The organism is Acidimicrobiales bacterium (assembly GCA_036491125.1).
Taxonomy (GTDB): Bacteria; Actinomycetota; Acidimicrobiia; order Acidimicrobiales; family AC-9; genus AC-9.
The window spans coordinates 1-12,568 of record DASXCO010000156.1; the positions used below are offsets into that span (position 1 = coordinate 1).

The window sequence follows — 12,568 nt, forward strand, 5'->3', positions numbered from 1 at the left end:
AGCCGATCGGCTCCTCGGTGCCGGGGGAGATGACCTCGATGGTCTCGCTCCCTGTCGACTTCACCCAGTCGCCATCAATGAACAGTCGGTCGTAGACCCGCACCCTGACTCCCTCTCGTCGCTCGTACTGTCGCCTCGGCTGGGCATCCTAACCGGCATCCTGACGGAGCATCAGGCCGGTGCCGGGCGGGCACCATGGGGCAGATTCGCCCACTCGGCGCGAGCCCACGGGCGTAGACGGGGCCTGGGAGCTACTCCCCCCGTGGTACGCGGCGATCGCCCCGCGTGCGATGACCGCCGGCGGCCTTGTGGGTACCGTTCCTGTGTGACGGCTGCGTCCGACACCGCACCCGCGAGGGTTCTCTCGCAGCGCTGGCCCGGGTGGCTGGTCAACGTGGGCATCGTGCTCGCCGTCGGCCTGGTCCAGGTCCTCGGCACGTACATGGCCACCCGTTTCCACCACACCAGTGCACGCGGCTTGAATGGCCTCGCGATCGGCTTGCTGACGGTGGGGACCGTGGCCCTCGTCGCCCGTCGCCGCTATCCGGGCACCGTGCTCGGCATCACGTTCGGTACCACGCTGGCCTACTGGGTTCTCGACTACCCCCGGGGGCCGATCTTCGCCGCCCTGGTCGTCGCCTTCATCACCGCGCTCGTGGCCGGCAGGCGTCGGCTGGCATGGTCCTCGGCCGCCGCCGGGTTCGTGTTGTTCCTGTGGCTCGGTGCGATCTTCGGCACCCAGCGGACCACCCTCCCCGGAGCCGCCGGGCTGGCCGCATGGCTTCTGGTGCTGGCCGGCGCCGGCGAGATGCTCAGGTTCAGGCGGGAGCGGGCGACGGCCCGAGCGCGCACGCTCGAGGAGGAAGCGCGACGGCGTACGAGCGAGGAACGTCTGCGCATCGCCCGCGAGCTCCACGACGTCGTGGCCCACAACATCTCGCTCATCAACGTGCAGGCCGGCTCCGCCCTGCACCTGATGGATCAACAACCCGAGCGGGCGCGCACCGCGCTGTCGGCCATCAAGGACGCCAGCAAGGAGACGCTCGTCGAGCTCCGCTCGGTCCTGGGAGTGCTCCGCCAGGTGGACGAGGCGGCGCCCCGATCTCCCGCGCCGGGCCTCGGGCGCCTCGACGAGGTGGTGAGCCGGGCCACCGCAGCGGGCCTTCCCGTGCACGTCGAGATGGAAGGCGCCGCCAACGGTCTTCCTCCGGCCGTCGACCTGGCCGCGTACCGGATCGTGCAGGAATCGCTCACCAACGTGACGAGGCACGCAGGCCCGGCCCGCGCCACCGTGCGCATCTCCTACGGGGAACGAGACCTGGTCGTGCAGATCGACGACGACGGCATGGGCGGACCTGCGAACGGCGCGCGAAGTTCCGGCAACGGCATCCTCGGCATGCGCGAGCGGGCCGCCGCTCTGGGGGGCACCGTGCAGACCGGACCCCGTACCGGCGGGGGCTTTCGGGTCCGGGCCTGGCTGCCGGTCGACAAGGCCCCGTGATCCGGGCCCTCCTGGCCGACGACCAGGCCCTCGTGCGGGCGGGGTTCGCGGCACTGCTCGACGCCGACGACGCCATCGAGGTGGTCGGCGAGGCAGGCGACGGCGAGGAGGCGCTGCGCCTGGCCAGAAGCCTCCGACCGGACGTCGTGCTCATGGACATCCGCATGCCCGGCGTCGACGGCCTGACGGCGACGAAGACGATCGCCGCCGACCAGGCGCTGTCCGCTGTGCACATCGTCATCCTCACGACCTTCGACCTCGACGAGTACGTCTTCGAGGCGATCTCGTCGGGGGCCAGCGGCTTCCTGGTGAAGGACACCGAGCCGGTCGAGTTGCTACGAGCGGTGCGAGTGGCGGCCGCCGGAGACGCCCTCCTGTCTCCGGGCGCGACCCGGCGTCTCATCGCCGAGTTCGCCACGCGGGCCAAGCGGCCCAAGCCCCCACCGGGCCTCGACGCCCTGACCGACCGTGAGCGCGAGGTGACACGCCTCGTCGCCGCCGGGTTGTCCAACGATCAGATCGCCGGGCGTCTCCTCGTCAGCCCGGCGACGGCAAAGACCCACGTGAGTCGGGCCATGGTCAAGCTCAACGCCCGTGACCGGGCCCAGCTGGTCGTGTTCGCCTACGAGTCGGGCCTCGTGCGTCCCGGCTGGCTGGAGTAGCCCCGTACTCCAATCGGGGCACCGCACGGCGAGGAGCCTGCTGCAATCGCAGTAGTCCGAAATGTCTCCGCGTAGGACGACATGGCCGCCCACTCTCGCCACCATGACCGCATGACCTCGTCGATCACCACGACCACCGCGGTCGCCGCTCGGGCGGTGGCTGCCACCAAGATCTACGGCGCCGGAGACGCTGCGGTGCAGGCTCTCGATGCCGTCAGCATCGAGCTGGCCGACGGCCGCTTCACCGCCATCATGGGCCCCTCGGGCTCGGGGAAGTCCACGCTCATGCACTGCCTCGCCGGTCTCGACGACCTGACCTCGGGCCAGGTGTACATCGGCGACATCGAGCTCGGATCGCTTCCCGACCGGGAGCTCACCCTCCTGCGCCGGCAGCGTCTCGGCTTCGTCTTCCAGTCGTTCAACCTCATCCCGACCCTGAGCGCGGCGGAGAACATCGCCCTTCCCGCGCTCTTAGCCGGAAGGCGGCCGGACGAGGAGTGGGTGAGCTCGGTCATCGACGCGGTGGGTCTGCACGACCGCCTCGAGCATCGACCGGCCGAGCTGTCGGGCGGCGAGCAGCAACGCGTGGCGGTGGCCAGGGCGCTGGCCATGCGTCCGGACATCATCTTCGCCGACGAGCCGACCGGCAACCTTGACTCCCGGTCCGGCGCGGAGCTGCTCGGCTTCCTCCACCGGGCCGTCCGCCAGCTCGGTCAGACGGTCGTGATGGTGACTCACGACCCGTCCGCCGCGGCACAGGCCGACACGGTGGTGTTCCTCGCCGACGGCCACATCGTCGACGAGATGGCAGAGCCCAGCGCGGAAGCGATCTTCGACCATCTCAAGACCCTCGGGGCCTGACCGCCATGATCACCGTGACCTTCAAGGGGCTGTGGGCCCGCAAGCGGCGGCTGGTGGGGACGCTCATCGCCGTGTTCCTGGGCGTGTCCTTCCTGGCCGGCGCCCTGGCGCTGAGCGACACGCTCGGGGCCAACTTCAACACCCTGTTCGCCAACGCCAACGCCGGCACCGACGCTGTCGTCCGCAGCACCACTGCCCTGGGTTCCGGACCGCGGGCGCCGCGCACGCTCATCCCCGCGTCGCTCGTGCCGCAGGTCGGCGCCGTCGATGGCGTGGCCGACGCCCAGCCCTCGATCACGGGTGACGGCCAGCTGATCGGCGCCGACGGCAAGGCCATCGGCGGCATCGGTCCGCCCAGGATCGCCGCCAACTGGGTCCCCGACCCCGCGCTCAACCCCTACCGGCTGGTGTCGGGGCGGGCACCCCAGTCCGACAACGAGGTCGTGATCAACCAAGGAGCGGCCAAGACCGGCAAGCTGGCCCTCGGTCAGACCACGACCGTGGAGACTCCCCAGCCCGTGACCGTGCGGATCGTCGGCATCGCCACGTTCGGGACGGCCGACGGCTTCGGGCCGGCGACCTACACCGCCTTCAGTCTTGCCGGGGCCGAGCGGTACATCAGCGGCCGGCCGGGCCAGGTGACCAGCATCTCGGTCAAGGCCGCCCCCGGCGTGAGCCAGGACACCGTGGTCAACCGGATCCAGGCCGCGCTGCCGGCGGGCGTCGAGGCGATCACCGGGGCCCAGCTCACTCAGGACAACATCGACAACATCAACAGCTCGTTCCTCGACACCCTGCGGATCTTCCTGCTGGTGTTCGCGGGCATCGCCCTGCTGGTCGCCACGTTCAGCATCTCGAACACCTTCTCGATCCTCACCGCCCAGCGCACCCGGGAAGCGGCGTTGCTCAGGGCCATCGGCGCCTCGCGCCGCCAGATCCTGGCCTCGGTGGTCGTCGAGGCGCTGATCGTCGGCACCGTGGCCTCAGCGCTGGGGGTGCTCGGCGGGCTGGCCATCGCGGGCCTGCTGAAGGGACTGTTCGACAGCTTCGGGTTCGCGCTTCCCGCGGGAGGCCTGACCGTCACCGCCGGCAGCGTCATCACCGCCCTCGTCGTCGGCGTCCTGGTCACCGTGGCCGCCGGCCTCTCTCCGGCCGTGCGAGCATCCCGCACCCCACCACTCGCTGCGCTCCGGGAGACCACCACGCAGGTGGCGCCGACCTCGAGACGCCGGGTCGCGGGCCTGGCTCTGGCCGCCGTCGGGATCGCGGTCATCCTCGTCGGGCTGACCGGCTCGGGGAACGGCGTCCTGGCCCCCGTCGGCCTGGGGGCGGTGGCCGTCCTTGTCGGCATGGTCGTGCTCGGCCCGGTCGTGGCCCGGCCGGCGAGCGCGGCGATCGGCTGGCCCGCAGCCCGGGTGCGCGGGCTACCCGGGGTTCTCGCTCGGGGCAACGCCATGCGCAATCCCCGGCGCACGTCGGCTGCGGCGACCGCCCTCATGGTCGGCGTGGCGGTGGTCACCCTGTTCACGGTCTTGGCGGCGTCGCTGAAGACGTCGATGAACAACGGTGTCGCCGGATCGTTCCAGGGTGACCTCGCCATCACCCCGGGCGGGTTCGGCGGCGGAGGCGGAGGCGGCGGCGGGCTCTCCCCCCAGCTCGCCGCCGCCGCCGCCCAGCTGCCGCAGGTGCAGGTGGCGACGGGACTGGGAACAGGCAGCGGCCGGGGCGACGACGCCCTGATCGCCGGCCACAGCCAGAACCTCAGCGTCGTCGACCCGAGCCAGATCGGCACGGTGCTCGACCTTCACACAGTCGGCGGCTCGGTCTCCGGCCTCGGCGCCAACCAGCTGGCGGTGTCCCAGCGCGAGGCCGACAACAAGCACTGGCGACTCGGCACACCGCTGTCGGTCACCTTCCCCGACGGCACCAACAGCTCACTCGCGGTGGGCGCCATTTACCAGAGCCGCGACCTGGCCGGAGACTACGTGCTCCCTCAGGCAGCGTGGTCATCCCACGCAGTCCAGACGGTCGACTCGGCCATCCTCGTCAAGCTGCGGCCAGGGGTCAGCACCGCCGCCGGGGAGACGGCGCTGCGTCAGGTGGCCACGTCGTATGGCAGCCCGACCGTGCAGGATCGCCAGGCCTTCGTGACCTCGGCGGGAGGAGCCATCAACACCGTGCTCGGCATCGTCTACGTGATGCTGGCCCTCGCCATCGTGATCGCCCTGTTCGGGATCGCCAACACGCTCTCGCTGTCCATCTTCGAGCGAACACGCGAGCTCGGCCTGCTCCGGGTCCTGGGTGAGACCAGACAGCAGCTGCGGGCGACCCTGCGCTGGGAATCGGCGATCATCGCCCTCTTCGGCACGGTCGGCGGGCTGGGGCTCGGCGTGTTCCTCGGCTGGGCACTGGCTGACGCCATGAACATCGCCCAGGGCATCGCCACCTTCACGGCCCCGCCCGCGCAGCTCCTCGTCATCCTCCTCGTCGGAGGACTGGCCGGGATCGTCGCAGCCCTCCGCCCCGCCCGCCGTGCGGCCCGTCTGCCCATGCTCGCCGCCATCGCCACGGAGTAGCAGATGCCCATGCCCGGACAGGCGATCGCCATGCTCGCCGCACGCCAGTCTCGGCCGCTGCGCAACGCGAAGCGGCGTCGGGCTCAAACAGTGCGGCGTTGCTTGGCGCGGGCCTTCGGCGCCCGCCGGACGGACCGCTTGGCGTCTGCCTCCTCGTCCACGAGGGAGTGGAAGCACGGACGGAGGAGATCGGTGATCTCCTCCGGATCGGCATCCTTCAGTCCATCGAGTTGGAGGAGGTAGCGACCCACGATCACGCCGATCATCGTCGCCGACACGAGTCCGGCGCGCAGGGCACCTTCTGCTCCTCCGATGGCGGTGCCCACGACCTGACCGCACTCACGGGACAGGGCCCGACGGACGCCATCGGCGGCCTGGGGGTGGGTCAACATCGAGCGCAGCAGCGCCAGCTGCGCCTCCGGCTCTCCCTCCAGCTTGTGTCCGAGCTGGGCGAGCAGGCGATCGGCCAGCTCCTCCTCCGGCCCGACGACCACGTCTTCGAGGTCGACACGGATCGCGGCGCCGAAGAGCTCCTCCTTCGATCCGAAGTAGTGCATGACCAGCGCCGGATCGACTTGGGCCTCGGCCGCCACCCCACGGATGGTCGTCCGGTCGTAACCGGCCTCGGAGAACAGCTCGCGGGCGGCGCAGAGGATGCGCTCCTGGGTCTGCTGGCGGCGCTCTCCTCTAGGTACTGGGAATTCGCTCGCCGTCTCCACAGTTTCATTCTACAGACGTTGACAAGCTGTGCGGATCATTCTACAGTCGTTGAATCAACGTCCGTTGAACTTATCGTCCCTGGGTGAACGCGCCCCGAGCCGAGGAGAACGCCGGTATGGCAATGACGACTGCCGAGGTGGGCCGAGCGCCTTCGAGCCTGACCAGGTACAAGTGGGCGGCGCTCGCCGTGCTGGCCCTCGCCCAGCTCATGGTGGTGCTCGACACGACGATCGTGAACGTGGCCCTGCCGTCCATCCAGCGGGCCCTTCACTTCTCGTCGGCCGCCAGCCTCCAGTGGGTCGTCAACGCCTACATCCTGGCCTTCGGCGGCTTCCTCCTGCTCGGCGGGCGGGTCGCCGACCGCTACGGCCGGCGTCTCGTCTTCGTCGGGGGCGTCACCCTCTTCGTGATCGGGAGCCTGGCGGGCGGCCTGGCCAACTCTTCGAGCCTGCTCATCGCCTCACGGGCTGTCCAGGGCCTGGGAGGCGCGTTCATGGCGCCCGCCGCGCTGAGCCTGATCACCGTGATCTTCACCGAAGGCGAGGAGCGCAACCGGGCCCTCGGAGTGTGGGCTGCCATCGCCGGTACCGGCGCCGCCATCGGGCTCCTGCTCGGCGGGGTGCTCACCAGCGGACTGTCGTGGCGGTGGGTGTTCTTCGTCAATATCCCGATCGGCGTCTTCGCTGCCCTGGCGACCTACCGGTTGATGGGCGAGAGCCGCGATCCCGTAGCCGGTGGCTTCGACGTCGCCGGGGCCGTCACCGCGACGGCCGGACTCGGCACGCTCGTGTTCGCCCTGGTGCGGGCCAACGTGTGGGGTTGGGGATCCCCCACCACCTTCAGTGTCTTCGCGCTCGCGGTGGTCCTGCTGGCCACGTTCGTAGTGCTCCAGCTCCGGCGCCGCCATCCGCTGGTGCCGCCGCGACTGTTCCGGAGCCGGACCCTTGTCGGAGCCGACCTGGGCATGCTCCTCGCCGGGGCCGGGCTGTTCGGCATGTTCTTCTTCCTGACGCTCTACATGCAGGACGTCCTGCACTACTCGGCGCTGAAGACGGGACTCGGGTTCCTGCCAATCTCGGCCGTCATCATCGCCAGCGCGGGCATTGGCTCGCGGATCCTCACCCGGGTGGGAGCCCGTCCGATCCTCGTCACCGGCTTCCTGATGGCCGCCACCGGGCTGGCCCTGCTGGTGCGGGTCTCGCCCACCACCGGCTACCTCGACGTCGTCCTGCCTTCCATCCTGCTCATCGGCGCCGGCATGGGGGCGGCCTTCGTGAGCATGACGTCGTCCGCGGTGGCAGGGGTCCCGAGGGAGGACGCCGGCGTCGCCTCGGCTCTGCTCAACGCCAGCCAGCAGATCGGCGGGTCACTCGGGCTGGCCGTGCTGACCGCCGTGGCGACCGCCCGCTTCGACGCCGTGCGGCCCATCCATCCCACCGCGGCGTCGGTGGCCTCCGCCACCACGAGCTCGTGGACGTGGGGCTTCGTCGTGGGTGCCGTGCTGCTCCTGGGTGCAGCCGTGGTGGCTGGTTTCCTCGTCCGGGTCCGCCGGGAGGACCTGTCCCCGGACGGACCGGGACTCGCCGGCGAAGCTGCGGACGAGGCAACTGAAGGTCGCGTGCTGCCGGAGCTCGAGCTGACCTCCGCGAGCACTGAGGTACGCGTCGAGTAGAGGGGCCCTCAGGCGTCGGCCCTGGCCATCCCCAGGCGTCGACCGAAGACGAAGGCCAGTCCGTACAGGACGGCCACGAGCACCAGCAGGAACCGGTAGCCCGTCACGAAGGCCAGGTACTCGAGGATCCCTCCGACAATGGCGCCCAGCAGGTTGGCGCCAAACGCCATGGTCGACGACGCCGACTCCCTGAAGCGCTGTGCGAACACCAGGTTGGCCAGAAACACGGGGGCGAAGGCGATCGCCGCCGCGGCCACGAAGCGCAAGGCAGGAGACAGGCTCAGCAGCGATTCCTGGGGAACGGCCCAGGCGACCACAAGGGCGACGAGCAAACCCCCGTAGAGCAAGTTCGTCCTCGGCAACGTGACCCGGCGTGCGACCTCGACCGCGGCGAAGACGCTGAGCAGCACGCCTGCGAACACCAGCGAGTTCACGAACCAGGTCGTACCGAACAGCAGGGCGAACTGCACCACGTTCTTCGTCTCCAGCAGGAGGAAGGCTGCACCCATCCAGAACAGATCGAGATAGCGAGCCATGGGACGGAGCGGTCCGGCCGCGACCCGGACGAGGAGGAGGGAGGCCGCAAGGATCAGCCCGATCGTCCACAGGTACGGGGCTGGGATGGAGGGCGTCTTCAGGTACGGGAACGGGTGATCGTCAGAGGCGGGAGTGAGGCGGGCGCCCCGCCAGGGTGTGGTGCAGTTGGGCGCAGCCCCGTTGAGGTCTTCGGTGAGCACCGCCTGCTGGCGCCCGCCGAGCGGCGCCCCGACCTCCACGCAGGGAGCGTTCGGGTACACCTCGGCGAGGGTGTTGGCGTAGCGGTCCAGAAGGAACGGCTGGTAGTAGTTGTACATCGAGAAGGTGCCGTTGGGAGCCAGATGGGACCGCGCCGCCTCGACGGCCTGCTGGGTGAGGAGGTAGTTCTCCAGCCCGAGATTCGACTGGCCACCGATGACCGTGAGCGAGTCGGGGAGGGCGAACAGGATCAGCCCGTAGTGCTTGGTCGTCTGCTCCAGGTAGGCGCGGCCGTCATTGATGTGCACGCTGACCCGAGGGCTCAGGTAGGGATTGTCGGCGTTGTGCTCCCGGCCCAACTGGGCGATGGCCGGGTCGATCTCGACGGCGTCGACGTGCTTGGCCCCTTCCGAAAGGGCCACGGCCACATCGTTCCCGGTACCGGCCCCGATCACCAGCACGTTGTCGAGGGCGCCCGGCGCGACGTGCCGGTAAGGGAAGAAGTAGAAGGGCAGGATCTTGCGCAGGGTGTCGACGGGGTAGACGGTCTGGTGCGGAATGTTGTTGGCCGACACCACGAGCACACCGTGTGTGCCCTGGGGCTCGAAGGCGGTGACCTTGTAGTAGGGAGACCACTGGTCGAAGGCCGAGGTGGACTCGACGGCCAACAGCGCGATCACGGCGAGCGCCGCCGCCACGTACCACCACCGCAGGCGGCCCCACAGCAGCAGGATCATCCCGATCCCGACGACCACGCCCCAGACCACCGGAGAAAGGCGCAGGAACGAGAGCAGGGAGAAGATCGCGATCCCTCCGATGCTGCCCACGATGTCCAGGCGGTAGGCCTCCAGGGGAGCGAAGCGGGAGAACGTGCGGGCGACGGCCTGGCCCAGGCCCGCCATCACGGTGGTGACCAGCAGGAAGATGATCGACAGGCTCAACCATTCCGGCAGGGCGTCAGCGCCGCCGCGACCCTGGAGCTGATGGGAGCCAGCCAGGCCGTAGGCCTTGACCGGGAACACGAGCACGAAGGCGACCAGGGCTGCCAGCGCGAGCGGCGCCCAGCGTGACACGTCCCGCCGGGAGCTCCCGAGCAGAAAGCCGACGCCGATGCCGAGGAAGCTGGCCAGCAGCGCGAAGTTGGTGATGTAGGCCAGGTAGACGTTGTTGGCGGCCGTCCAGCGGATCAGGGCCAGCTCGGTGAAGAGCATGAGGAAGCTGAGCAGGACGAGGCGCCACGGGCTCGGGCGGGCCTCGGCGAGCGGAAGCTCGCTGGGCATGCGGTCCGGCGGGTCGGCGCTCTGGACGTCAGTCACCTGCATGTCGCGGCAAGTCGTACCCGGCAGAAAACAACCGCAACCGGGCAGACGCGTACGTCAGCTCACCGAGGTCCAGAAGTCCTGGAGCACGTCGGCTCCCCGCGCCGGGTCCTGCAGCATCCACCAGTGTCCGAGGCCGGCGAGCTCGGCAACCTTGGCCCCCGCCCGGCCGGCGCCGGCGCGGGCGCTGGAGACCGACAGGAACGGGTCGTCAGAGGGCAGCAGCGCCAGTCCGAGCGCCGGAATGTTCTGGAAGTCAGCGGCCCACTCGCGGCCCACGTCCACCGCGGAGCGGTAGAGGGCCAGGATGCAGTCGGTCATGGTCGCGTCGGGCCAACCGGCCATGAGCAGGGCCTGGTCGGCGGGGACGCCGAACGACGCCAAGGTGCTCGCTCCCTGCTCGGGAGGGACGGCCAGCTGCTGCTCCCAGAACGCCTCACCCGCATCGGAGGTCTGCCAGACCTTGGCGAGCTCGTGCCACTCGAACCCGGGATCACCGAGCCCGGATGCGTCGGTCACCCAGGAGCGCACCAGATCGGGACGGATGCTGACCAGCCGCACCACGAACCCGCCGCCCCAGTCGTGGCCGACCAGATCGATCTGCCCGTCTGCCCGCAGCCGCTCGAGCTCGGCGACGAGCCAGGAGACGTACTCCTCCTTGGTGGCGCCGAAGCCCCGCGGGCGCTCGCAGCCGAACCCCGGCAGTTGCAGGGCGACGACGTCATCACGATCGAGGTGGGCGCGCAACGGGTCCCATACTGCCGATGTCTCCGGTACGCCGTGGACCAGGACCGTGGGCATGAGCGCCAGCTCCTTGTTCGTGCGGAGCGCCCATTATGTCGTGACGGCTTCGCCGCCACGCTGGTCGCGGCGGTCAGGCAGGCGGTCCGGTGGTCAGTTGCACGCCCGTCGTGTGGTGCTGGCCGGACTGGTCCACCCAACCGACGTTCACCGTCTCGCCGACGTGGTGCGGGCTGATGGCGGAGCTCAGGGACTTGGCGGAGTCGACGGTCTGCCCCCCGAAGGACACGATGACGTCACCAGCCGCCAGCCCCGCGGACTGGGCCGGGCTGCCGGACTCGACACCTTGGATGAGGGCCCCCGAGCTGACGGGCGCCTGGTTGCCGGACCCGCCGGAGCCGCCGAAGCCGCCGCCGCCGAAGCCGCCACCAAAGGGGTCGCCGTTCGAGCCGGACTGACCACCGGCGTCGCTGACCTCGACGCCCAGGAACGGCCGGCCGCCGACCTGCACGTTGCCCCCGCCGTGCCCACCCTCGATCTGCTTGACGATCGACAGGGCGCTGTTGATGGGGATGGCGAAGCCGACGTTCGACGAGGAGTTCGTCGACTCCTGGGAGCCACCGGTGGCGGCCGCCGTGGTGATGCCGATGACGTGCCCGGACCCGTCGACGAGGGGGCCTCCGGAGTTGCCGGGGCTGATCGGCGCGTCCGTCTGGATCAGGCCGTTCAGAGTCTCCGAGCCGCCGTTCCCGCCGCTGGCGGTGATCGTCCGGCCGAGGGCCGACACCGTGCCCTGGGTCACGGTCGGCGCTCCCTGGAGGTCGAGCGCGTTGCCGATGGCGAGCACCGGCTGGCCGACCGCCACCTTGGAGGAGTCACCAGGGGTCACCGTCGCCAGCCCCGACACGCCCTGGATCTGCAGCAGGGCGACATCGTCCGTCGCGTCCGTGCCCAGCACCTTGGCTGGGAGGTTGCGGCCCCGTCCGTCGAGCTTGACGGTGACGCTCGACGCGTCCTCGATCACGTGGTTGTTGGTGAGCACCTCTCCGGAGGGCGTCAGGACCATGCCGGTCCCCGCCGCGCCGCCGCCCTGGCCGACGAGATTGGAGGTGACGTCCACGACCCCCGGATCCACCCGTGACGCGATCGCCGACGCGTTCAGGCCGTTGGCAACACCGGCCGACGGGGGGGACGAGGACTGCGGAGAGGCGGTGACCGGGTTCGAGCTCGAGATGCTGTTCAGACCGCGGATGGCGAAGGCGATGGCGCTCCCGACGCCGCCCACGAGCACGATGGCGGCAGCCATCGCGGCCAGCACCGCCAGCCAGACCCGATGAGGCCCGGGCGGGCGCCGAGGAGGGGGAGGGCCCCACGCCCCATACGGCGAGCCGTGGTCCCAGCCACCGCCGTAGCCGCCACCACCGCCGTAGCTGCCGGAGCCGCCGGACGCACCAGGATCGCCGTACGGCGACTGAGTCCCCCAGGTCGGCACCGAGCGGGTGGGCTCGTGCCAGGGGGGCATCTCAGACGTCGGTGGTCCCTCGGGCCTCTCTTCTGCCATCCCTACGAGACTCCCATGTTCGGCTGCTTCCTTCAGCAGCACCGGGGCGCGGTGGTATTCCTTGCGAGTGTCGCGGCTTACCCTGGGAGCGACCTGGGAAGTCCCTGGGGCCCCTCCAAGAAACCGCGAGCCGCGTCCGATATCGACCCGGTTCGGGTCTCGGGTCCGGTTTCCGAACCTTCGGTAATCGGTCACCACCAGTTCGGCTGCTGGTTGGGTC

The 12,568-nt window shown here is 70.2% G+C and carries 9 protein-coding genes; 5 read left to right on the plus strand and 4 right to left on the minus strand.

What is annotated here, in order from left to right:
• The first annotated feature begins 325 nt into the window (after positions 1–325).
• From VGF64_12040 to VGF64_12055, 4 genes are all read left to right on the plus strand, one after another.
• Positions 326–1,501, plus strand: coding sequence for a sensor histidine kinase (locus VGF64_12040; protein HEY1635481.1), 1,176 nt, complete (start codon positions 326–328; stop codon positions 1,499–1,501).
• Complete coding sequence (locus VGF64_12045) at positions 1,498–2,163, plus strand: response regulator transcription factor (GenBank protein HEY1635482.1); 666 nt, start codon at positions 1,498–1,500, stop codon at positions 2,161–2,163. The genes VGF64_12040 and VGF64_12045 overlap by 4 nt, the downstream gene beginning before the upstream one ends.
• 111 nt (positions 2,164–2,274) lie before the next feature.
• The gene (locus VGF64_12050) at positions 2,275–3,024 is read left to right on the plus strand and encodes an ABC transporter ATP-binding protein (GenBank protein HEY1635483.1); all 750 of its coding nucleotides are present in this window, start codon (positions 2,275–2,277) and stop codon (positions 3,022–3,024) included.
• Between the two features lie 5 nt (positions 3,025–3,029).
• A complete protein-coding gene (locus VGF64_12055; GenBank protein HEY1635484.1) occupies positions 3,030–5,600 on the plus strand; it encodes an FtsX-like permease family protein in 2,571 nt (856 codons plus the stop codon).
• Positions 5,601–5,683: 83 nt separating this feature from the next.
• Here the strand turns inward: VGF64_12055 and VGF64_12060 are convergent, their stop codons facing one another.
• On the minus strand, positions 5,684–6,319 hold the full coding sequence (locus VGF64_12060) for a TetR family transcriptional regulator (GenBank protein ID HEY1635485.1): 636 nt from the start codon (positions 6,317–6,319) through the stop codon (positions 5,684–5,686).
• 83 nt (positions 6,320–6,402) lie between these two features.
• On the opposite strand from VGF64_12060, the gene VGF64_12065 reads away from it, so the two are divergent.
• On the plus strand, positions 6,403–7,992 hold the full coding sequence (locus VGF64_12065; GenBank protein HEY1635486.1) for an MFS transporter: 1,590 nt from the start codon (positions 6,403–6,405) through the stop codon (positions 7,990–7,992).
• Between the two features lie 8 nt (positions 7,993–8,000).
• Here the strand turns inward: VGF64_12065 and VGF64_12070 are convergent, their stop codons facing one another.
• From VGF64_12070 to VGF64_12080, 3 genes are all read right to left on the minus strand, one after another.
• Positions 8,001–10,049 carry a hypothetical protein gene (locus tag VGF64_12070; protein HEY1635487.1) on the minus strand — a complete coding sequence of 683 codons (2,049 nt, stop codon included), beginning with the start codon at positions 10,047–10,049 and terminating at the stop codon, positions 8,001–8,003.
• Positions 10,050–10,103: 54 nt separating this feature from the next.
• Positions 10,104–10,847: an alpha/beta fold hydrolase gene (locus VGF64_12075; GenBank protein HEY1635488.1), complete on the minus strand. Its 744-nt coding sequence runs from the start codon at positions 10,845–10,847 to the stop codon at positions 10,104–10,106.
• Positions 10,848–10,920: 73 nt separating this feature from the next.
• Positions 10,921–12,348, minus strand: coding sequence for a trypsin-like peptidase domain-containing protein (locus VGF64_12080; GenBank protein ID HEY1635489.1), 1,428 nt, complete (start codon positions 12,346–12,348; stop codon positions 10,921–10,923).
• Positions 12,349–12,568 lie beyond the last annotated feature (220 nt).

What these genes read in the sequence shown, in the direction of transcription:
- VGF64_12050 (HEY1635483.1), top strand. Translation starts at nt 2,275, where the DNA reads ATGACCTCGTCGATCACCACGACCACCGCGGTCGCCGCTCGGGCGGTG.
- VGF64_12070 (HEY1635487.1), bottom strand. Translation starts at nt 10,049, where the DNA reads ATGCAGGTGACTGACGTCCAGAGCGCCGACCCGCCGGACCGCATGCCC.
- VGF64_12075 (HEY1635488.1), bottom strand. Translation starts at nt 10,847, where the DNA reads ATGCCCACGGTCCTGGTCCACGGCGTACCGGAGACATCGGCAGTATGG.
- VGF64_12055 (HEY1635484.1), top strand. Translation starts at nt 3,030, where the DNA reads ATGATCACCGTGACCTTCAAGGGGCTGTGGGCCCGCAAGCGGCGGCTG.
- VGF64_12080 (HEY1635489.1), bottom strand. Translation starts at nt 12,348, where the DNA reads ATGGCAGAAGAGAGGCCCGAGGGACCACCGACGTCTGAGATGCCCCCC.